Raw genomic sequence first — 23,979 nt, forward strand, 5'->3', positions numbered from 1 at the left:
TGTCACAGGACCGGCAAAGACCGGCCGCGCGTCACTACGGCGCGTCGAGACGGTAGCCCACGCCCCGCACCGTACGGATCAGCGTCGGCGAGGACGGCACGTCCTCCACCTTCGCCCGCAGCCGCTGCACACAGGCGTCCACCAGGCGCGAGTCGCCCAGGTAGTCGTGCTCCCACACCAGCCGCAGCAGCTGCTGCCGCGACAGCGCCTGCCCAGGCCGGCGGCTCAGCTCCAGCAGCAGCCGCAGCTCCGTCGGCGTCAGCTGGAGGTCCTTGCCGTTCTTCGTCACCGTCATCGCCGACCGGTCGATGACCAGCGAACCGAACGTCGCCGAATCGCTCGACTCCCGCTCGCCCCGGCGCAGCACCGCCCGGATACGGGCGTCCAGCACCCGGCCCTGCACCGGCTTCACCACGTAGTCGTCGGCGCCCGACTCCAGGCCCACCACCACGTCGATGTCGTCGTTGCGGGCCGTGAGCAGGATGATCGGCAGCTGGTCCGTCCGCCGGATGCGGCGGCACACCTCGAAGCCGTCGATGCCCGGCAGCATCACGTCCAGCACGATCAGGTCCGGCCGCTGCTCGCGCAGCATCTTCAGCCCGTCCTCACCCGTCGCCGCGGTCACCACACGGTGACCCTGGCGGGACAGGGAGAATTCGAGCGCCGTGCGGATGGCGTCGTCGTCCTCGATCAGCAACAGGAAAGGCACGCTGGCCATTCTGGCCCAAGTCGGCCCGGTCGTTCGACAGCCGCACGTCCCCGCGGCCCCCCGGCACGCCGCCGCGGCCTGTTGCACGGCTGTGACAGTCGGCGGACAGCGCCATGAAACTGGCCCGCCAGGCTGGTGTTCCACCGGGCAGTAGCGAGGTCCGGACCACTGACGGACCGAACTGGCTCCACCGACGGGGGGCGCGAGATGAACACACTGCACACGATCACGAACAGCGCTGTTCGCACGCGTCTGCACGAAACCGGCCGGAGCAACGAGAAGTCCGGTGCCGTGGGCGGGCGGGGGTGCGCTCGCGGCACCGGACGCGGTAGGCCGCCGTACATGGTGGCGATCGACGCGATCGCGTACGGGGAGCCCGCAGGAGGCGTGGGGGACGCCTCCGGGGCGACGGGGGAGCGCGCCGGGGACGCCCTGACGGCGTCGCCGGCGGCGCGGACGGCGGAGGCCGAGCGCGAAGCCGCGTTCACCGCCTACGTCCAGGAGCGCCGGGCCTCCCTGTACGCGACCGCGTACCACCTGACCGGCGACCGGCACGAGGCCGAGGACCTGCTGCAGAGCGCGCTGTTCTCGACCTACCGCGCCTGGGACCGGATCAGCGACAAGGCGGCCGTCGGCGGCTACCTGCGCCGCACCATGACCAACCTGCACATCAGCGCCTGGCGCCGGCGGAAGCTCAACGAGTACCCGACCGAGGAACTGCCGGAGACGCCCGGCGAGCAGGACGCGATGCGCGGCACCGAGCTGCGCGCCGTGCTGTGGCAGGCGCTCGCCCGGCTGCCGGAACTCCAGCGCACGATGCTGGTGCTGCGCTACTACGAGGGCCGCACCGACCCGGAGATCGCCGAGATCCTCGGCATCAGCGTCGGCACGGTCAAGAGCAGCATCTGGCGCTCGCTGCGCCGGCTGCGCGAGGACGAGGCCATCGGCTCGGGCCGGGGCGTACGGGAGTCCTTCGGCGAACTGGTCGCGTAGCCGGCCGGTCCCGCCAGGAAGGAAAAACGGGGGGAAAACGGGGGAGCACGGGGGAATCGCGGGGGGACCCTACGGGGGAAACGGGGGGAAAACGGGGGAAACAACGGGGGGACTTACGGGGGAAAGCAGCGCGGGTGCGGCCGTCGGGGGGACGGTCGCACCCGCGCTGTCGTGCTGTTCCCACAGACCCGGGGTGCCTTCCGGGCGTCAGGCGGGGACGTTGGCCTCCGGCACCGGCCGGGCGGCCGCGGGCCGGGCCGGCACCGTCTCGCGGTGCCCGGCGGCCGCCGCCGCGATGCGGCCCATGGCCGTCTCCTGGCCGCACGCGAAGGCGCCCAGCGCCGTCTGCCGGGCCACGATGTCGCGCTCGGCGCGCATCAGCCGCAGTCCGCGCCGTACGAGCGTGGGCACCGGCTTGCGCGCCTCGCGCAGGTCGCGCAGCAGGCGCCGGCGGAACGTGGTGGACGGCCGGCCGCGCAGGCACAGGGCGTCGGCGAGGTGACCGAGGTCGCGGCAGGCGTCGATGATGTCGGCGGCGAAGACGCCCTCGGCGACGAACACGGGCGTGCGGCCGATGTCGAGCAGCGTCTCGCCCACGCGCGAGCTGGTGGAGATGTCGTACAGCGGCACTTGGGCGCGGGCCGTGCGGCACAGCGAGTCGATCGCGGCCACGGCCGCCTCGGCGTCCCAGGAGAGCGGCGAGTCCCAGTCCGTGGCGCTGCCGTCGGCGAGCAGCGGCAGCGTCGGGTCGTGCCCCTCCTTGTAGAAGTCGTCGAGGTTGAGCACGGGCAGGCCGGTGCGGGCGGCCAGGGACGACTTGCCGGAACCGGACGGACCGGTCAGCAGGACGACGCGCGCGGAGGGCAGGAGGGAAGTCACGGAACACCAGTGTGAGGCATTGGGCCGGACGGGGGAGCCCCCTGGGTCGGGGCGTGCGCGGTGCGTGGTCGTTCCACTACGTTGCGTTGTCGATCCGTCCCTTCTCACGGCAGGTGATCATGGCCTCCCACGCACGACACGCACGTCCCGTGTCCTCCCCTTCGCCGCGGCTCCGCCGCACCGTCGCCCGCCTCGGGCTGACCGTCTCGGCGGGCGCGGCGCTCGCCGCCGCCGGCGCCGCCGAAGCCCACGCCAGCCCCCAGGTGCCGAGCGCGACGCTGGGCCGCACGGACGTCGGGGCGGCCTTCGAGGGCACCGGCATCGCGCTGGAGAAGTCGGTCGAGGGCCTGTCCCCGGTGGTCAAGTCGTTCAAGTACCACCCGCTCGCGGCCACGGGCGTCGACCCGCTGGACAACGGCGCCAGCACCCAGGTCTCCAACTTCAAGCCGGTGGGCACCCGGCTGGTCACCGCGCCGGTCACCGACCGGGGCCAGGTGCAGGACCTCCCGGTGGCGGGCCAGGCGCTGGGCGTCCTGCCCGGCGGCACGACCCCGGCCGGCGCCCCCGCTGCGGCCCCGGCCGCCCTGGGCCCCCTGTCTCTGAACGCCCGCTGATTACGGGCCGGCCGCGGGACGACGACGGCGGCTCCCCGGAAGGGGAGCCGCCGTGCGTGCGTCAGGGGGCGGAAGCCGTCAGTACGACGAGCCGCCGGCGCCCAGCGAACCGGTGGGGTGCCACACGGTCTTCGTCTCCAGGAACGCCATCAGGCGCTTCGTGCCCGGGTCGGCGGACCAGTCCACAGGCTGTGGACGGACGACGCGCTTGAGGTTGTCCGCGGCGGCGACCTCGAGCTCCTTCGCCAGCTCGGCACCGGCACCGGCCAGGTCGACCGCGTTGACGTCCTGGTGCGCGGCCAGCGACGGGAAGATCTCCGCCGCCCGGCCCGACAGGATGTTCACGACACCGCCGGGCACGTCCGACGTGGCCAGCACCTCGCCCAGCGACAGGGCGGGCAGCGGCGCCTTCTCCGAGGCCACCACGACGACCGCGTTACCACCGGCGATCACCGGGGCGATCACGGAGACCAGGCCCAGGAACGACGACTCCTGCGGCGCCACGACGGCCACCACACCGGTCGGCTCGGGCGAGGAGACGTTGAAGAACGGCCCGGCGACGGGGTTGGTGCCCCCGGCGATCTGGGCGATCTTGTCGGTCCAGCCCGCGTACCAGACCCAGCGGTCGATCGCGGCGTCCACCTGCGCGGCGGCCTTGGCCTTCGACAGCCCCTCGGCGTCCGCGACCTCGGCCACGAACTGGTCCCGGCGGCCCTCCAGCATCTCGGCGACGCGGTAGAGGACCTGGCCACGGTTGTACGCGGTCGCACCGGACCAGGCGCCGAACGCCTTGCGGGCCGCGACGACGGCGTCCCGCGCGTCCTTGCGGGAGGACAGCGGGGCGTTGGCGAGCCAGTTGCCCTTGGAGTCGGTCACCTCGTACACCCGCCCGCTCTCGGACCGGGGGAACTTGCCCCCGACGAACAGCTTGTAGGTCTTGAGAACACTGAGCCGATCAGACATCGAGGTAGGCCTCCAGACCGTGACGACCGCCCTCGCGCCCGAAACCGGACTCCTTGTACCCACCGAAGGGCGACGTGGGATCGAACTTGTTGAACGTGTTGGCCCAGACGACGCCCGCACGCAGCTTGTCGGCGACCGCCAGCATGCGCGAGCCCTTCTCCGTCCAGATGCCCGCCGACAGCCCGTACTGGCTGTTGTTGGCCTTGGCGACGGCCTCGCCCGGCGTGCGGAACGTCAGCACGGACAGCACCGGGCCGAAGATCTCCTCGCGGGCGATGCGGTGCGCCTGCGAGACGCCCGTGAACAGCGTCGGGGCGAACCAGTAGCCGTTCTCCGGCAGCTCGCACGCCGGCGCCCAGCGCTCGGCGCCCTCGGCGACGCCGCTGTCGGCCAGCTCGGTGATGCGGGCCAGCTGCTCGGCGGAGTTGATGGCACCGACGTCGGTGTTCTTGTCCAGCGGGTCGCCCACGCGCAGCGTGGACATCCGGCGCTTCAGGGCGTCCAGCAGCTCGTCCTGGACCGACTCCTGCACCAGGAGGCGCGAGCCCGCGCAGCAGACCTGGCCCTGGTTGAAGAAGATGCCGTTGATGATCCCCTCGACGGCCTGGTCGATCGGCGCGTCGTCGAAGACGATGTTGGCGCCCTTGCCGCCGAGCTCCAGCGTCAGCTTCTTGTCCGTGCCGGCGACGGTACGGGCGATCTGCTTGCCGACGGCGGTGGAGCCGGTGAAGGCGACCTTGTCGATGCCGTCGTGCGCGACGAGCGCGGCACCGGTCGAGCCGTCGCCGGTGAGGATGTTGACGACACCCTTCGGCAGGCCGGCCTGGCGGCAGATGTCGGCGAAGAACAGCGCCGAGAGGGGGGTGGTCTCGGCGGGCTTCAGCACGACGGTGTTGCCCGCGGCCAGCGCCGGGGCGATCTTCCACGCGAGCATCAGCAGCGGGAAGTTCCACGGGATGACCTGGCCGGCGACGCCCAGCGGCTTCGGGTCCGGCCCGAAGCCGGCGTGCTCCAGCTTGTCGGCCCAGCCCGCGTAGTAGAAGAAGTGCGCGGCGACCAGCGGGAGGTCCGCGTCGCGGGTCTCCTTGATCGGCTTGCCGTTGTCGAGCGTCTCCAGGACGGCGAGCTCGCGGGAGCGCTCCTGGATGATCCGCGCGATGCGGAACAGGTACTTGGCGCGCTCGGAACCGGGCAGCGCCGACCACTTCTCGAACGCCTTGCGCGCGGCCTTCACGGCGGTGTCGACGTCGTCGGCGGACGCCTGGGCGACCTCGGAGAGAACCTCCTCGGTCGAGGGGGAAACGGTCTTGAAGACCTTCCCGTCGGACGCCTCGCGGAACTCGCCGTCGATGAACAGCCCGTAGGAGGGGGCGATGTCGACGACCGAACGCGACTCGGGCGCGGGTGCGTAGTCAAAGGCCATGGGTCAGTCCACCGTCACGTAGTCGGGGCCGGAGTAACGCCCGGTGCTCAGCTTCTGCCGCTGCATCAGCAGGTCGTTGAGGAGGCTGGAGGCACCGAACCGGAACCATTCGTTGGTCAGCCACTGCTCGCCGACGGTCTCGTTGACCAGCACGAGGAACTTCAGGGCGTCCTTGGTGGTACGGATGCCGCCGGCGGGCTTCACGCCGACCTGCACGCCGGTCAGCGCGTGGAAATCACGCACGGCCTCCAGCATGAGCAGCGTGTTGGCGGGGGTGGCGTTGACGGCCACCTTGCCGGTGGAGGTCTTGATGAAGTCGGCCCCGGCGAGCATGCCCAGCCAGGAGGCGCGGCGGATGTTGTCGTACGTCGACAGCTCGCCGGTCTCGAAGATGACCTTCAGGCGGGCAGCCGTGCCGTCCTCGCGGCGGCAGGCGTCCTTGACGGCCTTGATCTCCTCGTAGACCTTCAGGTAGTGCCCGGCCAGGAAGGCGCCCCGGTCGATCACCATGTCGATCTCGTGGGCACCGGCCGCGACGGCGTCCTTGGTGTCGGCCAGCTTCACCGGCAGGGCCGCACGGCCCGCGGGGAAGGCGGTGGCGACGGACGCGACCTTCACGTCCGAGCCGCGCACGGCCTCGGCCGCGGTGGCCACCATGTCGGGGTAGACGCAGACGGCGGCGGTGCGCGGGGTGCCGCGGTCCGTCGGGTCCGGGTTGAGGGCCTTGGCGCACAGCGCCCGGACCTTGCCCGGGGTGTCCGCGCCCTCGAGGGTCGTCAGGTCGATCATGGAGATCGCCAGGTCGATGGCGTACGCCTTCGCCGTCGTCTTGATCGAGCGGGTGCCGAGCGCGGCGGCGCGGCCCTCCAGCCCGACCGGGTCGACGCCCGGGAGGCCGTGCAGGAAGCGGCGCAGCGCGCCGTCGGAGGCGGTCACGTCCGCCATCGACGCCAGTCGCTCCGCGGCCTCGTTGCTGGGGGAAGGGAACTTTGAGGGTGGGGACATGGTCACCAGATGAGCATATCTACGCGCGTAGCGCGTGTCACCCCTTGCCAGAGCACGGTTCGGCCACACTCTCCGCACCCCGCCTTCCGCCCTTCGGCGGGCGGTACGCGTGGGGCAGAATCGGCGCCATGACAGGCTCGAGCTCCCCGAAGGCACCCGAACACGCCGATCGGTCCTACCGCTCGCCCGGGGGCATCGCCGCCGGCGTGCTGCTGCTGGCGCTGGCCGCGTGGCTGGGCGGCGACGCGATCGTACGCGGCGAGGGCCGCACGCCGTGGCTGGCGCTCGCGGGCCTGCTCTGCGTGGTGCCGCTCGTCATCGCCTTCACGGTACGCCCTGCGGTGTGGGCGGGGGAGGACCGGCTGCTCGTACGGAACCCCTTCCGCACGGTCACCCTGCCGTGGGCCTCCGTCGAGGCCGTACGTGCGGGGTACTCCAGCGAGGTGCTGGCGGCCGGCCGCACGTACCAGCTGTGGGCGATCCCCGTCTCCCTGCGCCAGCGCAAGCGCGCGGCGCGGCGCGTCTCGCGGGCGGCGGCGGAGGGCACGCCGCGCGTGGCGGCTGCTCAGGCGGGGCCCGAGCGTGCCCCCGCGGACCAGGCGATCGAGGATCTCCGCGGTCTCGCGGAACGCGGTGCGACGCGGGAGGGCGCGCAGGGTGTGCCTGCGGTGCGCTGGGCGTACGAACTGATCGCACCGTCGGTGGTGGGGCTGCTGCTGTTCGTGGGCCTGGCCACGTTTGCCTGACGGCGGGCGGGGCGGCCCCTCCGGCCCCTCCGGCCTCTCCGCCCCCTCAGCCGCGCAGCGTCACCCCGTACCGCGTCCGCAGCCGCCGCACCTCGAACCACGCCACCGCCGTCACCGACGCCGGTCCCCCCAGCACGGTGCACACCTGCACCAACGGCGGACCCGGCGGCATTCCGCCCGTCAGCAGCCCGATCCCCGCGAACTCCCACACCAGCACCCCCGTCAGCAGCGCCGGCAGCACCGCGTGCACCTCCGCCGCCCGGAACGCCGTCCGCACCACCACCGACGTCGCGAACAGCACGAAGAACAGCGCCCACACAACCGGCAGCAGCACCACGAACAGCACGACGCCCTGCGTCAGCTGCGCCACGTACATCAGCGCCACGGCCCCCGTGAACGCCCCGAAGTACTGCGCGGCCGACCGCACCGCCGGCCGCAGCCGGCCGCGCATCGCGGCGCGCTCGGCCGGCGGCACGTACCGCAGCAGCACCGCGACCACCACCGGCGCACTGACGAGCAGCAGCCACGGCGTGATCACCAGCCGCAGGAAGAACTGCTGCTCGGCCTGGTCCCAGTCGTCCGGCCGGCCGTAGGCGACGAGCAGCAGGAAGGACATGCCGGCGGCCACCCACGCGCGCGCCTTCTGGATGCGGACGACGTCGGGGTCGTGAATGCGCTGGTGGCCACTGGCGGGGAAGACCCGCCGGGCCTGCCGCCGGGCGGACCGCGCGAGCGGGTACAGCACCGGCACGGACATGAGGAACGGCCCGAGCGTGAACAGCAGGACGACGATCAGGCACCCGTTGAGCCGCCGCACGTAGCCGACCAGCTCGCGCAGCGTGGGCCACTCGTCCTCCCGCATCCGTCGCCACAGCGGCATGGGCGGCGCGGGCGGCACGTGCGGCATCGGCCCGCCGTAGGGCGGCCACAGCGGCGGCGGTGGTGCGGGCGGCTGATACGGCTGGAACGGATCCGGACCCCCGTAAACCATGAACGTGTCCTCCTCCGGACGATGGCTGAAAAACGCCGGGAGGACAGTCAACTCCCGTCAGGGACGCGGCACATGGGATTTGGCGAAGTTGCCCGGCCCGCACCCCGGAAACACCCCGCCCACACCCACCCACCCCTGGCACCATCGCGTCATGCGCACCGTGTACGCCCTGATCGTGGGCATCGACGACTACAGCACCCGGGACACGCTGAAGGGCTGCGTCAACGACGCAAGGGCGGCGGAGACCTGGTTACGGCAGCAGCGCGGCGTCCGGCACGCCATCCTGCCCCTGCACGACGAACACGCCACGAAGGCCGCCGTGCTGCGGGGCATCCAACGGCACCTGGGCCGCGCCGGCGCGGGCGACACGGCGCTGCTGTGGTTCAGCGGCCACGGCAGCCAGGAGTCCACGCGCGACCCGCGCGAGGGCACGGGCATGTGCCAGGCCCTCGTCTGCCACGACAGCCTCCAGCCGGGCGGCCAGCCGCTTCTCCAGGACCAGGAGCTCGGCGCGCTGCTCGACCGCATCGCGGCCCGCGGCACGCACGTCGTCGCCGTCCTCGACTCCTGTTTCTCCGGCGGTGCGACCCGTGAGGACGGCGGCCCCCGGGCGAGGGGCGTGGCGTGGCGCCCGTGGTGGCACACGGCCACCGGCACCACCGGTACGCGGGACGGCGGCGGCAACGGCCCCGAGCCACGGCGCCACGTCCTGCTGGCGGCCTGCCGACCCCAGGAACTGGCGAACGAGGACCTCCTCGACGGGGCGTGGCGCGGTTACTTCAGCCACGCGCTGCTGCACGCCCTGGACACGCTGGGCCCCACCGCGACGTACGGCGGGGTGCACGCCCTGGTGGAGGAGCGGGTGCGCAGCCTCAGTGGCCGGGTCCAGCACCCCGAGCTGCGCGGCCCGCACGACGGGCGCTTCCTGACCGGCGAGGCCCTGCCCACGTCGCCGTTCCTGCTCCGCCACACGGCGTCGGGCTGGGAGGTCGACTGCGGCTACGCGCACGGGCTGCGGGCGCCCGGCGCAGAGTTCACGCTGCTGGACCGGCCGGGCGGCGGCCGCAGGGTCGTCGTACGGGACGTGGGCCCGGAGTCGTCCCGCGTGGAGCCGGCGGGCTGGCGCCCGGGGCCGGCGGACCGCGAGGGCGTGCACGCGGTGACGCCGTCGGCGCTGGCGTTCCCGCCGGCAGCGGTGACGGTGGTGGGGGAGCGGGGCGCGGTACGGCTGCTGTCGGCGGCGATCAGCGGCGAGCCGCTGCTGACGCGGGACGGCGGGAACGGTCTGCCGCTGAGGGTGGAGGCGACGGCCGACGGCTGGGCGAGGGTGTCGGGCGGCGCCGGCCGGGACCTGCCCCCTCTCCCCCTGCGGACCGCGACCGACGCGGCCCGCGTGGCCGGCTGCCTGGCGCACATCACGCGCTGGCACCACATCAGGGACCTCACCAACCCCGACCCGTACCTGTCGGCGCTGGTGCGCATCACCGTCGACAAGCCGCTGGTGGGCGACCTGACCCGCACCGCGACCGGCGACCCGGTGCTCCGCTACACGCGGGGCGGCCGCGAGCCGCAGGCGCGGGTGCGGATCCACAACGACTCGGACCGCATGCTCTGGTGCGTGCTGCTCGACCTGACGGACAGCTACGGCTGCAACGCGACGGCGCTCTACGAGGGCGACTTCGTCAAGCCGGGCGGTACGGCCCTGGCGCGGCGCGGCGAACCGGTGTGGTTCCACCTGCCGCCGGGCCGGACGGTGGTGCGGGGCGCGTCGGCCACGGACTGGCTGAAGCTGATCGTCACGGAGAACGAACTCAACACGGCCCCGTTCCGGCTGCCGGCGTGGTCCCCGGACGCCCCACCGCCGTCCCGGTCCGCTGCCGGCCCGGCCTCGGCCGGCCTGCTCCACCTGTCCCCGCCCCAGGGCACGCGGGACGCGGGCGGCCCGGCCCACGGGGTGGGCCGCTGGGGCACGGCGACGGCGGTGGTACGGACGGAAGTCCCGTAGACGGTGGGGCCGGGTCACCACCCCAGGTGCGTGAACCCCGCCCACGCCACCAGCTCGTCCCCCTTGATGCACCGCACCTGCTCCGCGAGCCGCTCCGGCATCCCCGGCGGGGCCACGCGGCCGTCGTCGAGCATCCACAGCTGGGCCGCGCGCAGGGCGCGGCCCGGGGGGAGGGCGTCGTGCACCAGGTAGTGGTGGGTCATGTACATCAGCAGGGACGTCGCGTCGTCCGGCACCGGCCACAGTGAGCCGATCACCGAGCGGGCGCCCGCGACGAGGAACGCCGTGGAGAGGCTGTACGCCTCGTCGTAGCCGTGCCCCGACACGTTGGTGCGGCAGGCGGCGAGGACCACCACGTCCAGGTCGCGGTAGCGGGCCGTGCCCTCCGTGAGTTCCTCGGCGGCCAGCGTGCCGCCCGCCAGGGACAGGTACGCGCTGTGCCGCGCGCCCTGCCGCACCCTGCCGTGGCACGCCAGGTGCAGCAGCCCGCCGCGCTGCCGCCCCAGCCAGCCCGTCACCGCGGCCGGCGTGGCCGTGCCCGGGCCCAGCAGCTCGCCGTCCGGGTGGAAGACGCGGTGCACGGCCTCGGCCTCCTCGCCCGCGTGCCGCAGGTCGTGCGTGGGGTTGCCGACGACGAGCGCCTGCCGCGCCCCCGCCGCCCGCGGACGTGCCGCGACCTCGCACAGCAGCCGCGCCGACGGCACGTACGAAATCTGCGCCTGCTGACAGGCGTACCCGGCCCGGCCGCGCCGGTCGCGCACGCGCGCCGCGTGCCACGGCACCAGGCCCAGCTCGCCCATCGGCACGAGCACCACCGACGGCGCGCTGCCGTAGCCCCGGGGCAGCGCCCCGAGCAGCGGCTCCATCACCGTCTCCCCGGCCCACGCGCACAGCCGGGCCAGCGCGTCGCGGTCGTGCCCGCCCGCCGTCGGCGGCCCGCCCGCGTCACGCCCCGGCGTACCCGTGGCGCGGTACGCGGTCAGGGCCGGGGCGTCCACGGACAGGCCGGGCAGCGGCAGGGAGGTGACGGAGCCGTCGCGGGCGACGACGAGGGCCGTGCCCGGCTCGGTCTCGCCCGCCGGAACGAGATACACCAGGGCCGTCGCCCCCACCGCCCCGAGCGCGGCCCCGATCTCCCGGGGGTGGGGCGCCTCGAACAGCCGCCGCTGCGCCGGTGACTCCGCGAGCGCCTTGAGGACCCGCCGCCGCAACCGGCTCGACGGCCCCGACGACGACGGCAGCAGACCGGCCGCATCCAGCGGCGGCGGTGCCGCACCTGCGGCCCGCCACTCCTCCGCGAGCGCCGTCTCCCCGGCCGCCACCAGCATCTCCGGCACGGTCGCCGACACCGTGGCCGCGTGCAGCACCAGCCCCCGCCCCGCGTCCAGCGCCCGCACCGCGTCCTCGTACGCGCCGTCCGCCACGCACCAGCGGGCGAGGTCGAGGACGTGCTCGGCGGCGTACCGCCCCGACTCGGCCGCGTGCGCCGTACCGGACTGGAGCAGCACCCCCCACGACGTGGCCCGCAACGCGTCCAGCCCCACGCGCCGCGCCTCGTCGAAGTTCCGCCGCGCCACGCGTCGGTCCATCTGCGCCTGGCCGCGCATGCGGTACGCCACAGCCAGCGTCATGCCCGCGCGGCCCCACAGGGGGTGCTCAGGACCGCGGGCCGCGGCCAGGGAATGCCGGAACCAGGACACACCCTGGTCGAAGTGGCGCCGGCGATCGGTCAGGGGCACGCCCGGAAGGCTCCCCAAGGCGTAGTGGACCGTCCCCATGCCGTGGGCGCAGCGCATCCACCGTTCGTCGTCGGGGCCCACCAGGCCGAGGGCGTCGTCCAGCAGTGCCAGGGCCTCGCCGAGGCCGCGCGGGTCCCGGGCGGCCATCGCGCCGACCCCGCGGCTCAGCCCCGCCTCGACCAGCTTGTCGGCCTGCGCGTCGCGCGGCAACGCGGCGATCTGCCGCCGCACCTCCTCCACCGGTGCACCGCCGGCCCCCACCCCACCGGTCTCGGGTTCGAACCGTCCCGTGCGCTCTGCCCGGAGCATCACCAGGCTCCCCCGCGCCCGGTCGAGCTGCGCCTGAAGACCGATCCGTTCCATGTGGTCGGCCGGCAGTCCGGCCAGCACCGATTCCAGCACCTGGATCTGCTCGGCCAGCCCGGCCTCGTCCTCCCGCCGGGCCGCCTGGTGCGCACGGAACGTCGCCAGCTGCGCGACGACGAACAGACGCTGCTCGGGGGCGAGCACAGGCGAGTCGACCAGCCGGGCCAGGTCCTCGACGGCCGAGTCGAGGTCGTCCGCCCCGCCGCCCAGCTGCGCCAATTGGCCGCGCAGGCTTGCGTGCATCAGGTCGTGAAGGTCCCGCAGTGGGCTGTCCGGCGGCAGCAGCGCGCGGGCCTCCTCCACGCGGGCCAGGGCGGCCTCCGCCTCGGCCGGGCCGGAGAGCTGCTGAATCCCCGCCGTGGTGCTCACACCGATGATCCGGGACTGCCACTGCGCGTCGGCCGGCCCGTGCGCCCGCGCCTCGGCGAGCAGCTCCTTCTCCCGCCCGTCGTTGACCGGAGACTCGAACAGCAGGAGCGGCAGCAGACAGAGGACCTGCCCGGCCCGCAGGCCGGACGCCAGGGTGCCCCGGGGCAGGGCGCGCCAGTCCTCGTACAGCCGGTCGTACGCCTCCTCCGCCGTGGCACAGCCCAGCCGGTCGAGGAGCAGGCGGACGACGCGCGTCAGGTCCTCGCCGGTGACCAGGCCGTCCGCCGACAGCTGCCGAACCTCGTTCATCAGCGCATCGAGGTCGTACGGTTTCGCGTCCTGCACCTCAGCCCTCCCCTTGCACGGCAGGCGCCGCCTGCGTCCGGTACGGCGCCAGCACCCGGTTGAGCCACCGTTCGCCGCCGGGCGTGCCGAAGTCGACGGGCGGGGCGCCGGCCGGTTCCAGCGGGGGGACGGGGCAGCGGTCCTCGAAGAGGATCGCGACGCGGTCGGCGGGTTCCCGCTTGGACGGCCACACGAAGCCCTGCGCCCACGGCGCGGTCCGGTGGCGGATCCAGTGCCCCCAGTCCCGCGTCTGCGGGTAGTCGGGCGTCTCGGCCTGCACCAGCCACGTGTCCTGGGCCACGGCGGTCAGGTCGGCGCCCGACACCAGCGACACGAGCCGCACGTCGGTGGCGAGCCGCAGGAACGACAGGCTGTACCCGGCGTACGCCCGCCGCGGCAGCAGCCTCGGAGCGCCGCCGTCCCCGCAGAACGGCACCGACCGCAGCAGCACCTCGCACACGGCGGCGCCCACGCCGAGGCCGACGTACGTGTAGTCGTACTCCTCGTACCGTGTGCTGTCGAACCGCCCGCCGGCGTAGAACGGGTGGGCGCGGGTGGGGTTGAACGCGCAGGCGTCCCGCTGCGTGCCGTGCACGCGGTACACGGGTGTCCCGGCGGGCAGCGTCACGGCGGCCGGCGGGCCGGGCAGGGCGGCGGGCGGCGGGTACTTGGGCACGTCAGCCTCCGTCCGGGGTCGTCAGGTCCCGCGCGGCGGCCACCAGCTCGGCGTCCCGCCCCTGCCCCAGCAGTGCGGCGGGCGGGCAGCCCCACCACGTGTGGGGGGACAGCCACCAGTCGGCGGTGCCCCACGGGTCGTCGTCCGCGCCGAGCAGGGCGTTGACCTCCGTCACCACGGGCCACGGCGCGCCGCCACCGCCGAACTGGAAGGCGGGCACGGCGCGTTGCCCCCGTTCGTCGCGCAGCACGATCAGCCCGCGCCGCCCCCGCGCCCCCGGGGCGTCGTCGCGCATCGGCGCGGCGAGCAGCCGCCGGCGCACGGGGCCGAGGAGCGGCCCCACCATGGGGTTGCCGTCGACGACGAGCAGGCACAGGTCGAGGGCGCCGTACCCGTCGTACGGCACCGTGGCCGCCGGCCCGGTGAACCGCGCACCCTCCGGCGCCGGAAGGGCCTCCAGCACGACCCGTACGGCCCGCTCGGCGAGCCGCGTGCCGGAGCCGGCCGCCCGCCACGCGGCGAGCACGTCATGCAACTCGCGCTGCGCCGCCGGGTCCAGCACGGCGGACAGGCGGGGCCAGTCGGCGGCGAAGGAGGCGAGGAGGGCGTGCGCGTTCACGCGCCCTCCAGCACGGAGACGACGACGTCCGCGACCAGGGGCCGGTGGACGACGAGGTGGACGTCCGGCCGTCCGGGCGCGGGCTCCGCGGCGAGGGCCGCCCACAGGGCGCCGGCACTGGCCGCCGGGTCCAGGCCCCCGCGTCCGGCACCGAGCAGCGGGAAGCACACCGAACGCAACGGCGGCCCCTCCTCGCTCTCCCGGCGCATCAGCTCCAGCACGCGACGGGCGGCGGCTGCGACGTCCTGCGGCGTGACGTCGTAGTCGTTCGTACCGGGCCGGGGCACGGCCACGGCGGCGTGGTAGATCCGGCGGATGTTCTGCGCCGCGAGCGCGCCGGGCCCGGTCGGCGCGACCGTCCCCGGCAGCACGGGCCGCCGCGCCACGCCGTGCGCCGCCCGCCACGCCGCGAGCTCCTCGTGCACGGGGTCGTCGACGACGTCTCCCGCGGCGTCCCGCAGTGCTCCGGCCCGCCGGAGCGCGGCCGCGACCGACGCCTTGTACATCCCGGGGAGGCCGAGGTGGGTGTTGCTGGGCGACACGACCACGTCGATGTCGCGCAGCAGCTCCACGGGGTGGACGTGCAGGGTGAGCATGGGCAGCGTGCGGTGCCGGAGCCGGGGCACGAGCAGCTCCCCGCTGTTGCCGCCGCTGCCGCCGTGGGTGCCGGCGAGCCAGCACACCTGCTCGGCGATCTGCGCGAGGACCACTTCCTCCTGGTGCTTCCGGAAGCGGTCCACGCTGAGGTGGTACACCTTCGCCGCGAGCCGGCGGCGGTCGGCCGCGGGCCGGTCCCGCATCCCCGGGGCGAGGCCGAGCGTCAGCTCGGCGGCCTGCTGCAACTCGCCGCCGCCGAGGCGGGCGACGGCGGCGCGCAACAGGTTCTCGACCTCAACGGGCCAGGCGTCGGTGACGGCCACGGCCCGCGCCGCGGCGGCGTGCCGGAGGCACGGCAGGCCGAGGGCACGGATCCGCACCAGGCCCTCGGCGCGGACCTGCCGGACCTCACGTAAGACGGAGTCCACGTCCAGCGCGTGTGACATGGGGCCATTGTGGCGACGGGGGCCGGCTTCCGCTGCGGGTTCGCGGGTTTTCCCGCCGCTGCCCGGCCCCGCCCCCTCGCCCCACGACGGCGTGGGCTCAGATACCCGCCGCCCGCGCCAGGTCCGTCTTCACCGCGGCCAGCACCTCGGACGCGCGTACCCGGGCATCCGCGAGGCCCGCCGCCGAGGCGACCGGGACCACGACCTCCAGGTAGCACTTCAGCTTCGGCTCGGTGCCGCTCGGCCGGACGATCACCCGGGCCCCGCTCACCGTGCCCGCCTCGTCGCCCGCCAGGGCGTACCGCAGGCCGTCCGTCGGCGGCAGCGACTCCGTGCCCTTCGACAGGTCCTCCGCCGACACGACGTGCAGCCCGGCCAGCACCACCGGCGGGGCCTCCCGCAGCCGGCGCATGGCCGCCGCGATCAGCGACAGGTCCTCCACGCGCACGGACAGCTGGTCCGTCGCGTGCAGGCCGTGCTCGACCGCCAGGTCGTCGAGGAGGTCGGTGAGGGTCCGGCCCTTCTCCTTCAGCTCCGCCGCCAGCTCGGCGACGAGCAGCGCCGCCGTGATGCCGTCCTTGTCGCGCACCCCGGCCGGGTCCACGCAGTACCCCAGCGCCTCCTCGTACGCGTACCGCAGCCCGTCGACGCGGGACAGCCACTTGAAGCCCGTCAGCGTCTCCTCGTACCCCGCACCGGCCGCCGCGCCCGCGATCCGCGACAGCAGCGACGACGACACGATCGTCGTCGCGAACGTGCCGCGCGCGCTCTTGTGCACCAGGTGGGTGGCGAGCAGCGCGCCCACCTCGTCGCCGCGCAGCATGCGCCAGCCCTCGACGGTGTCGGGCGCCGGCACGGCCACGGCGCAGCGGTCCGCGTCGGGGTCGTTGGCGATGACGATGTCGACGTTCTCGCCGCGCGCCACGGCCTCGCGGGCCGTCGCGAAGGCCAGGTCCATCGCGCCGGGCTCCTCCGGGTTGGGGAACGCGACGGTCGGGAAGTCGGGGTCGGGCTCGGCCTGCGCGGCGACGACCGTGGGGGCCGGGAAGCCGGCGCGGTCGAAGGCCGCGGTCAGGACGGAGCGCCCCACGCCGTGCATGGGCGTGTACACGACGCGGACGTCGCGCGGCGAGCCGCCGGTCAGGACGGCGTCGGTGCGGCGCAGGTACGCGCCGACGACGTCCTCCTCGCGGAGGGTGTCCCAGCCGGCGTCCGGGCGCGGCACGTCGTTGAGGCTGGCGATCGCCGCGATCTCGGCGGCGATCTCCGCGTCGGCGGGCGGCACGATCTGCGAGCCGTCGCCGAGGTAGACCTTGTAGCCGTTGTCGCGCGGCGGGTTGTGGCTGGCGGTGACCTCGATGCCGGCGACGGCGCCGAGGTGGCGGATGGCGAAGGCCAGGACCGGCGTGGGCAGCGGGCGGGGCAGCAGCGCGGCCTTGAGGCCGGCGCCGACCATCACGGCGGCGGTGTCGCGGGCGAAGTCGGCGGACTTGTGGCGGGCGTCGTAGCCGATGACGACGGTGCCGCCGGTGGCGGCGGAGTGGCCCTGCTTCTTCAGGTACGCGGCCAGGCCGGCGGCGGCGCGAATGACGACGGCGCGGTTCATGCGCATGGGGCCGGCGCCGAGCTCGCCGCGGAGGCCGGCGGTGCCGAACTGAAGGGTGCCGGCGAAGCGGGCGGCGATCTCTTCGTGGGCGCCGGCCTCGATGAGCGCGGCGAGCTCGTCGCGGGTCTCGGGGTCGGGGTCCTCGGCGAGCCAGGTGCGGGCCTGGGCGATGAGGGCTTCCTCCACGGTGTCTCCTCCGGAGTCGTTGCGGGGTGCGCACGCGGTGCGTGGTGGGGCGGGGGCGGGCCGGTCCCCGGCGGGTTACCGGCCGGTTCGTGTGATACCCGCATCGGCGCACGGCACATCAGTGGTGTCCGGCACACAATGCCGAACGCGCCGGAGGCGCGAATGCCTCCGGCGCGGTGGGACCGGGGTGGGTCAGAGCTTCGGCAGGACCTGCGCCAGGAGCGAGCCCATGCGCGCGGCGGAGTCGCGGCCGGCCTGGAGGACCTCCTCGTGGTTGAGGGGCTCGCCGGTCATGCCCGCGGCGAGGTTGGTCACCAGGGAGATGCCCAGGACCTCGGCGCCCGCCTCGCGGGCCGCGATGGCCTCGAGCGTGGTGGACATGCCGACGAGGTCGCCGCCCAGCGTGCGGACCATCTTGATCTCGGCCGGCGTCTCGTAGTGCGGGCCGGGGAGCTGGACGTAGACGCCCTCCTCCAGGGTCTCGTCCACCTCCTTGCACAGCGCGCGCAGGCGCGGCGAGTACAGGTCGGTGAGGTCGACGAAGTTGGCGCCGACGATCGGCGAGGTCGCCGTCATGTTGATGTGGTCGCTGATCAGCACCGGCTGGCCGGGGCGCATGCCGTCGCGGAGGCCGCCGCAGCCGTTGGTGAGGACGATGGTCTTGCAGCCGGCGGCGACGGAGGTGCGCACGCCGTGCACGACCGCGGCGACGCCGCGGCCCTCGTAGTAGTGCGTGCGGCCGAGGAAGACCAGGGCGCGCTTGTCGTTGACCTTGTACGAGCGGACGGTGCCCGCGTGGCCCGCGACGGCGGCGGCGGAGAAGCCGGGGAGCTCGGTGACCGGGAACTCGGCCTCGGGGGCGCCGAGCGCTTCGGTGGCGGGGACCCAGCCGGAGCCCATGACCAGGGCGACGTCGTGGGTCTCGGCGCCCGTGAGCTCGCGCAGGCGGGCGGCGGCGGCGTCGGCCGCGGCGTACGGGTCGGCCTGGATGTCCGGATTAACTGATGCGTTCACGCGGACGAGGGTAACCGTTCTGCGCCTACGCGCGTAGATGTACCTGGTTACGGTGTTCCGATTGTTGCCTTGTGCGTTGTGACGAGACCGGTTCGAGACATTCGCGGGCAAACGTCCCGGTGATCGCCGTCAGCACGGGCGCTTGCGCAGCTCCATGACGTAGTCGTGGGGCGCGCCGGCCGACTCCGCCGCGTCCGCGATCTCGCCGAGGTAGCGGGCGGAGGGGAGGCCGCCCTCGTAGCCGTTGAGCACATAGACCCAGGCTGGCTCCTCGCCGTCCAGGGTGTGCACCCGGACACGCATCCGGCGGTAGATGTCGAGGCCGACACCCTCCCAACGGTCCATCGAGTCCTCGTCCATCGGGGCGATGTCGTACAGCGCGACGAAGACCTGGGAGCGGGGGGCCTCGACGATCGTGGCGAGCGCGCCCTCCCAGCCCATCTGCTCGCCGCCGAAGGTCAGTCGCCAGCCGTTGAGCCAGCCGGTGCCGCGCAGCGGTGAATGCGGGGCGCGGCGGGACATCAGCCGCGCGTCGAGGTTGCCGGCGTAGGCGGCATAGAGCGACATGGTTCCGAGGGTACGGGAGTGAGGCGGGACGGCATCTGGGGTGGCAGTCTCGAAGGGAGGTTCGTGTGGAACTGTCTGTCGGAAGACGTACCGGTGTCCGGCGGGCGTCCCGTGGAGAGGCGGCACAGGCGGGCGTGGGCAGGCGGTGGGCCGGCGCTAGGCAGGCCCCGGAGGAGGACGCGTTGATGGGTGCGGGACAATGGAGTACGTGACTCGGATCGTGATCATCGGTGGCGGACCCGGCGGCTATGAGGCGGCGCTGGTCGCCGCTCAGCTCGGCGCGGAGGTGACCGTCGTCGACAGCGACGGTCTGGGCGGGGCGTCGGTGCTCACCGACTGCGTGCCCTCGAAGACCCTCATCGCGACGGCCGAGGTGATGACCACCTTCGACTCCTCCTACGAGGAGCTGGGCATCATCGTCGCCGACGACACCCCGCCGGTCGAGCAGCCGGCCGGTGTGGTGGGCGTGGACCTGGGCAAGGTGAACCGGCGCGTGAAGCGGCTCGCGGTGGCGCAGTCGCACGACATCACCGCCTCGGTGACGCGCGCGGGCGCGCGGGTGCTGCGCGGGCGCGGTTCGCTGGAGCCGGCGCAGGCCCCGGACGGCTCGCGCCGGGTCGTGGTGCGGACGGCGGACGGGTCGGAGGAGACCCTGGTCGCCGACGCCGTGCTGATCGCCACGGGTGCGCACCCCCGGGAGATCCCCGACGCCCGCCCCGACGGCGAGCGCATCCTGAACTGGACCCAGGTCTACGACCTCGACGAGCTCCCCGAGGAGCTGATCGTGGTGGGCTCCGGTGTGACCGGCGCCGAGTTCGCCGGCGCGTACCAGGCGCTGGGCTCGAAGGTGACGTTGGTGTCGAGCCGGGACCGGGTGCTGCCCGGCGAGGACCCGGACGCGGCGGCCGTGCTGGAGGACGTCTTCCGGCGGCGCGGCATGAACGTGATGGCGCGGTCCCGGGCGCAGTCCGCCAAGCGGGTCGGGGACCGGGTGGAGGTCACGCTGGCCGACGGCCGGGTGATCACCGGTACGCACTGCCTGATGGCCGTGGGCTCGATCCCGAACACCGCCGGCATCGGCCTGGAGGAGGCCGGGGTCCGGCTGAAGGAGTCGGGCCACATCTGGACCGACCGGGTCTCGCGGACGAGCGCGCCGGGCATCTACGCGGCCGGTGACTGCACCGGCGTGCTGGCGCTGGCGTCGGTCGCGGCGATGCAGGGCCGGATCGCGATGTACCACTTCCTCGGCGACGCGGTGACCCCGCTCAATCTCAAGGCGGTATCCGCGAACGTATTTACGGATCCGGAGATTGCGACGGTCGGGTACACCCAGGCCGACGTCGACAACGGGCTGATTGACGCCCGGGTCGTCAAGCTGCCGTTGCTGCGTAATCCGCGCGCGAAGATGCAGGGCATTCGCGACGGCTTCGTGAAGATGTTCTGCCGCCCCGGTACGGGCATCGTGGTGGGCGGTGTCGTGGTGGCCCCGCGCGCCAGCGAGCTCATTCATCCGATCTCGATCGCGGTCGACAACAATCTGACAGTCGAACAGATCGCCAATGCGTTCACCGTGTACCCCTCGCTGTCGGGTTCGATCGCCGAGGTGGCGCGCCAGTTGCACACGAGGAAGTCGCAGCGCGAGGCGTAACGCGAGGCGTGTCGCGGCACACGGAGGAGCGGGACGCGGACCCTTGTGGGGGATTGCGTTCCGCTCCCCCATACCACTTCCGGGGTTCCGCGGACGACAACTTCCGTTAGTTGCTGCAACCTGCTGAAAGCAGATGGTCGTTGGCGTTACTGTCGGTTTCGTGTTCGCTGCAGAACGTCGCCAATTGATCCTCGAAATGGTGCGGGCCAACGGGGCGGTTTCGCTCCGCGAGCTCGCCCGCGTCGTCCAGACCTCAGAAGTGACCGTACGGCGGGACGTGCGGGCGCTGGAGGCCGAAGGACTGCTCGACCGCCGGCACGGCGGTGCGGTACTGCCGGGCGGTTTCACCAGGGAGTCCGGCTTCCCGCAGAAATCCCACCTAGCGACCGCCGAGAAGACGGCCATCGCCGACCTCGCGGCGAGCTTCGTCGAAGAGGGCGAAGCCGTCGTCGTCGGCGCCGGGACGACCACGCAGGAGCTGGCCCGCCGGCTCGCGCGCGTCCCGGGCCTCACCGTGGTCACCAACTCCCTGCTCGTCGCCCAGGCGCTCGCCCACGCCAACCGCGTCGAGGTCGTCATGACCGGCGGCACCCTGCGCGGGTCGAACTACGCCCTCGTCGGCAGCGGCGCCGAGCAGTCCCTCCAGGGGCTGCGCGTGTCCCGCGCCTTCCTGTCCGGCAGCGGACTGACCGCCGAGCGCGGCCTGTCCACGTCGAACATGCTCTCCGCCAGCGTGGACCGGGCCCTGGTGCAGGCCGCCGCCGAGGTCGTCGTTCTCGCCGACCACACCAAGCTCGGCACCGACACCATGTTCCAGACCGTCCCGACCGACGTCATCACCAGACTCGTGACGGACGAGCCCCCCGCCCACGACGAGCGGGCCGCCACCGAGCTCCAGGCCCTGGCCGACCAGGGCGTGCACATCTCCGTGGCCGGCCCCGGCACGGGCACCGGCCCGTCCGCCGGCACCGTGCACGGCGGCGAGCCCGTGACCCCGGCCCGGCGGCGGGACGTCCCCCTGCCCGGCCAGCGCCGCAGCCTCCCGCTCGGCCACGGCCAGCCGCCCGCGCCCGGCACCCCGCCCGGCGACCGGCTGCGCAGCGCCGCCTCCCTGGGCGAACAGCCCTCCGCGCGCGTCGCCGACCTCGCCCCCCGCAGGAGGTAGGCCGTGGCGCTGTTGCCTACGCCGTCACGCCGGGCTTTATGCCCCGCAGCGTCAGGGTGAGCAGGCGGTCGGCCAACCCCGGATCGTCGGGGGACTGTTCGACCGCCAGCGCGATGGCGTTGGTGAGCTGCATCAGGTCCGCGATCCCCACGTCCTCGCGGACGGCCCCCGCCTGCTTCGCCCGCGACAGCAGCGTGTCACCGGCCTCCCGCATCGGCAGGCTGCACCGCGCCATCGCGGACGCCTCGTCGCTCTGCGCCGCCATCAGCGCGCGGGAGAGCCCCCGGTAGGTGCTGGCGTGCGCCACGATGGCCCGCAGCCACGCCACGAGCGCCCGGCACGGCTCCGGCGCCGCCAGCAGCTCCCGCGACCGCGCCAGCAGCCCGTCCACCTCGTCCTGGAACACCGCGCTCATCAGCGCCGTACGGTTCGGGAAGTGCCGGTAGAGCGTGCCGATCCCGACGCCGGCCCGCCGTGCGATGTCCTCCAGCGACGCGTCGGTGCCGTGCTCCGTGAAGGCCGTACGCGCCTCGGCGAGCAGCCGCTCGTAGTTCCGCCGCGCATCGGCGCGCATGGGCCGTGGTGACGTCCGCACCGCCTCGGTCGCCATTCGTCCGTCCTCCCGTCGTGGCCGCCCCCGCGGCCCTGGTCCCACAGCCCCCGTCAGTCCAGCATGCCAGGCCCCCGCCGCACCGGGGCCGGGAGTGCCGACGGGCCCCGGCCGGTGCGGCCGGGGCCCGTCGGAAGGGGCACGCTGCGGTCCTCGGACCGGTCCTCGAATCAGTCCTTGATTTCGCAGATGACGGCGCCGGAGGTGAGGGAGGCGCCGACCTCGGCGGTGATGCCCTTGATGGTGCCGGAGCGGTGGGCGTTGATGGGCTGTTCCATCTTCATCGCTTCCAGGACGACGACGAGGTCGCCCTCGTTGACCTGCTGGCCTTCCTCGACCGCGACCTTCACGATCGTGCCCTGCATGGGGGAGGCGAGGGCGTCGCCGGAGGCGGCGGGGCCGGACTTGCGGGCGGCGCGGCGCTTGGGCTTGGCGCCGCCGGCGGCGGCGGTGCGGGCGATGGTCATGCCCAGCGACGCCGGGAGGGAGACCTCCAGGCGCTTGCCGCCGACCTCGACCACGACGGTCTCGCGGCCGGTCTCCTCCGCCTCCTCACCCGCGGCCGGGCTGGCGAACGGGGGAATGTCGTTGGTGAACTCGGTCTCGATCCAGCGGGTGTGGACGCGGAAGGGGTCGCTGGTGAAGGCGGGGTCGGTGACGACCTTCTGATGGAAGGGGATCACCGTGGCCATGCCCTCGACCTTGAACTCCGCCAGCGCACGGGAGGCACGCTGCAGGGCCTGCTCGCGGGTGGCGCCGGTGACGATCAGCTTCGCCAGGAGCGAGTCCCAGGCGGGGCCGATCACGCTGCCGGACTCCACACCCGCATCCAGGCGGACACCGGGGCCCGAGGGCGGGGTGAAGGTGGTGACGGTGCCGGGGGCGGGGAGGAAGCCTCGGCCGGCGTCCTCACCGTTGATACGGAACTCGAACGAGTGACCACGGATCTCCGGGTCGTCGTAACCGAGCGGCTCGCCGTCGGCGATACGGAACATCTCCCGCACCAGGTCGATACCCGTGACCTCTTCGGAGACGGGGTGTTCGACCTGGAGGCGGGTGTTGACCTCGAGGAAGGAGATCGTGCCGTCCTGCCCGACGAGGAACTCACACGTGCCGGCGCCGACGTAGCCGGCTTCCTTCAGGATCGCCTTCGACGCGCGGTACAGCTCCGCGTTCTGCTCCTCGGACAGGAACGGCGCAGGGGCCTCCTCCACCAGCTTTTGGTGGCGGCGCTGGAGGGAGCAGTCACGGGTGGAGACGACCACGACGTTGCCGTGCTGGTCGGCCAGGCACTGGGTCTCGACGTGCCGGGGGCGGTCGAGGTAGCGCTCGACGAAGCATTCGCCGCGGCCGAACGCGGCGACGGCCTCGCGGACGGCGGAGTCGTAGAGCTCGGGGACTTCTTCCAGGGTGCGGGCGACCTTCAGGCCGCGCCCGCCGCCACCGAACGCGGCCTTGATCGCGATCGGCAGGCCGTGCTCGCGCGCGAAGGCGACGACCTCGTCCGCGCCGGAGACGGGGTCGGGGGTGCCGGCGACCAGGGGGGCGCCGGCGCGTTGGGCGATGTGGCGGGCGGCGACCTTGTCGCCCAGGTCGCGGATGGCCTGCGGGGGCGGGCCGATCCACGTCAGGCCGGCGTCGAGGACGGCCTGGGCGAACTCGGCGTTCTCCGACAAGAACCCGTAGCCGGGGTGCACG

At 73.8% G+C, this 23,979-nt stretch carries 21 protein-coding genes; 6 read left to right on the forward strand and 15 right to left on the reverse strand.

Features of this window, described 5'->3' with window-relative positions:
- Nucleotides 1-34 precede the first annotated feature (34 nt).
- Nucleotides 35-709: a two-component system response regulator AfsQ1 gene (gene afsQ1 / locus IE305_RS16325; RefSeq protein WP_190130286.1), complete on the reverse strand. Its 675-nt coding sequence runs from the start codon at nucleotides 707-709 to the stop codon at nucleotides 35-37.
- Between the two features lie 207 nt (nucleotides 710-916).
- On the opposite strand from afsQ1, the gene IE305_RS16330 reads away from it, so the two are divergent.
- Nucleotides 917-1,702 (forward strand): SigE family RNA polymerase sigma factor, encoded by a 786-nt coding sequence (locus IE305_RS16330; protein ID WP_190130287.1) that lies wholly within the window; start codon nucleotides 917-919, stop codon nucleotides 1,700-1,702.
- A 207-nt stretch (nucleotides 1,703-1,909) separates the two neighbouring features.
- Here IE305_RS16330 and IE305_RS16335 read toward each other — a convergent pair whose 3' ends face one another.
- Nucleotides 1,910-2,581, reverse strand: a complete 672-nt coding sequence (locus IE305_RS16335; protein ID WP_190130288.1) for a uridine kinase family protein — start codon at nucleotides 2,579-2,581, stop codon at nucleotides 1,910-1,912.
- Between the two features lie 149 nt (nucleotides 2,582-2,730).
- Here IE305_RS16335 and IE305_RS16340 point away from each other — a divergent pair, with 149 nt between their 5' ends.
- Nucleotides 2,731-3,195, forward strand: a complete 465-nt coding sequence (locus IE305_RS16340; RefSeq protein ID WP_190130289.1) for a hypothetical protein — start codon at nucleotides 2,731-2,733, stop codon at nucleotides 3,193-3,195.
- A 78-nt stretch (nucleotides 3,196-3,273) separates the two neighbouring features.
- On the opposite strand, the gene IE305_RS16345 is transcribed toward IE305_RS16340, so the two are convergent.
- Genes IE305_RS16345 through deoC form a run of 3 tightly spaced genes read right to left on the reverse strand, consistent with a single transcriptional unit; the run spans nucleotide 3,274 to nucleotide 6,526 of the window.
- Nucleotides 3,274-4,158, reverse strand: a complete 885-nt coding sequence (locus IE305_RS16345; protein ID WP_190130290.1) for an aldehyde dehydrogenase family protein — start codon at nucleotides 4,156-4,158, stop codon at nucleotides 3,274-3,276.
- A complete protein-coding gene (locus IE305_RS16350; RefSeq protein WP_190130291.1) occupies nucleotides 4,151-5,581 on the reverse strand; it encodes an aldehyde dehydrogenase family protein in 1,431 nt (476 codons plus the stop codon). Before IE305_RS16350 ends, IE305_RS16345 begins: the two co-directional genes overlap by 8 nt.
- Nucleotides 5,582-5,584: 3 nt before the next feature.
- Complete coding sequence (gene deoC / locus IE305_RS16355; protein WP_373311654.1) at nucleotides 5,585-6,526, reverse strand: deoxyribose-phosphate aldolase; 942 nt, start codon at nucleotides 6,524-6,526, stop codon at nucleotides 5,585-5,587.
- Nucleotides 6,527-6,714: 188 nt separating this feature from the next.
- Here deoC and IE305_RS16360 point away from each other — a divergent pair, with 188 nt between their 5' ends.
- Entirely contained in the window at nucleotides 6,715-7,332 is a 618-nt protein-coding gene (locus tag IE305_RS16360) for a PH domain-containing protein (protein ID WP_190130292.1), read from the forward strand.
- Between the two features lie 46 nt (nucleotides 7,333-7,378).
- Here the strand turns inward: IE305_RS16360 and IE305_RS16365 are convergent, their stop codons facing one another.
- A complete protein-coding gene (locus tag IE305_RS16365) occupies nucleotides 7,379-8,239 on the reverse strand; it encodes a hypothetical protein (protein WP_229891031.1) in 861 nt (286 codons plus the stop codon).
- A 235-nt stretch (nucleotides 8,240-8,474) separates the two neighbouring features.
- Here IE305_RS16365 and IE305_RS16370 point away from each other — a divergent pair, with 235 nt between their 5' ends.
- Nucleotides 8,475-10,328 (forward strand): caspase family protein, encoded by a 1,854-nt coding sequence (locus tag IE305_RS16370; protein ID WP_190130293.1) that lies wholly within the window; start codon nucleotides 8,475-8,477, stop codon nucleotides 10,326-10,328.
- A 14-nt stretch (nucleotides 10,329-10,342) separates the two neighbouring features.
- Here IE305_RS16370 and IE305_RS16375 read toward each other — a convergent pair whose 3' ends face one another.
- From IE305_RS16375 to IE305_RS16405, 7 genes are all read right to left on the reverse strand, one after another.
- On the reverse strand, nucleotides 10,343-13,147 hold the full coding sequence (locus IE305_RS16375; RefSeq protein WP_229891033.1) for a CHAT domain-containing protein: 2,805 nt from the start codon (nucleotides 13,145-13,147) through the stop codon (nucleotides 10,343-10,345).
- Nucleotide 13,148: 1 nt separating this feature from the next.
- Nucleotides 13,149-13,823: an RES family NAD+ phosphorylase gene (locus IE305_RS16380; RefSeq protein ID WP_190130294.1), complete on the reverse strand. Its 675-nt coding sequence runs from the start codon at nucleotides 13,821-13,823 to the stop codon at nucleotides 13,149-13,151.
- 1 nt (nucleotide 13,824) lies between these two features.
- Nucleotides 13,825-14,442 (reverse strand): hypothetical protein, encoded by a 618-nt coding sequence (locus IE305_RS16385; RefSeq protein WP_190130295.1) that lies wholly within the window; start codon nucleotides 14,440-14,442, stop codon nucleotides 13,825-13,827.
- Entirely contained in the window at nucleotides 14,439-15,485 is a 1,047-nt protein-coding gene (locus tag IE305_RS16390; protein WP_190130296.1) for a macro domain-containing protein, read from the reverse strand. Before IE305_RS16390 ends, IE305_RS16385 begins: the two co-directional genes overlap by 4 nt.
- A 97-nt stretch (nucleotides 15,486-15,582) precedes the next feature.
- Complete coding sequence (locus tag IE305_RS16395; protein WP_190130297.1) at nucleotides 15,583-17,277, reverse strand: phospho-sugar mutase; 1,695 nt, start codon at nucleotides 17,275-17,277, stop codon at nucleotides 15,583-15,585.
- 192 nt (nucleotides 17,278-17,469) lie between these two features.
- Complete coding sequence (locus tag IE305_RS16400) at nucleotides 17,470-18,291, reverse strand: purine-nucleoside phosphorylase (RefSeq protein WP_190130298.1); 822 nt, start codon at nucleotides 18,289-18,291, stop codon at nucleotides 17,470-17,472.
- Between the two features lie 129 nt (nucleotides 18,292-18,420).
- A complete protein-coding gene (locus IE305_RS16405; protein WP_190130299.1) occupies nucleotides 18,421-18,858 on the reverse strand; it encodes a gamma-glutamylcyclotransferase family protein in 438 nt (145 codons plus the stop codon).
- 199 nt (nucleotides 18,859-19,057) lie between these two features.
- Here IE305_RS16405 and IE305_RS16410 point away from each other — a divergent pair, with 199 nt between their 5' ends.
- Nucleotides 19,058-20,506 carry an NAD(P)H-quinone dehydrogenase gene (locus IE305_RS16410; protein ID WP_190130300.1) on the forward strand — a complete coding sequence of 483 codons (1,449 nt, stop codon included), beginning with the start codon at nucleotides 19,058-19,060 and terminating at the stop codon, nucleotides 20,504-20,506.
- A 196-nt stretch (nucleotides 20,507-20,702) separates the two neighbouring features.
- On the forward strand, nucleotides 20,703-21,671 hold the full coding sequence (locus IE305_RS16415; RefSeq protein ID WP_229891065.1) for a DeoR/GlpR family DNA-binding transcription regulator: 969 nt from the start codon (nucleotides 20,703-20,705) through the stop codon (nucleotides 21,669-21,671).
- A 16-nt stretch (nucleotides 21,672-21,687) separates the two neighbouring features.
- Here the strand turns inward: IE305_RS16415 and IE305_RS16420 are convergent, their stop codons facing one another.
- A complete protein-coding gene (locus tag IE305_RS16420; RefSeq protein WP_229891035.1) occupies nucleotides 21,688-22,281 on the reverse strand; it encodes a TetR/AcrR family transcriptional regulator in 594 nt (197 codons plus the stop codon).
- Nucleotides 22,282-22,451: 170 nt separating this feature from the next.
- On the reverse strand, nucleotides 22,452-23,979 hold a 1,528-nt coding region (locus tag IE305_RS16425), incomplete at its 5' end, for an acetyl/propionyl/methylcrotonyl-CoA carboxylase subunit alpha (protein WP_190130302.1).

It is taken from the genome of Streptomyces mashuensis (genome assembly GCF_014654785.1).
Lineage (GTDB): Bacteria > Actinomycetota > Actinomycetes > Streptomycetales > Streptomycetaceae > Streptomyces > Streptomyces mashuensis.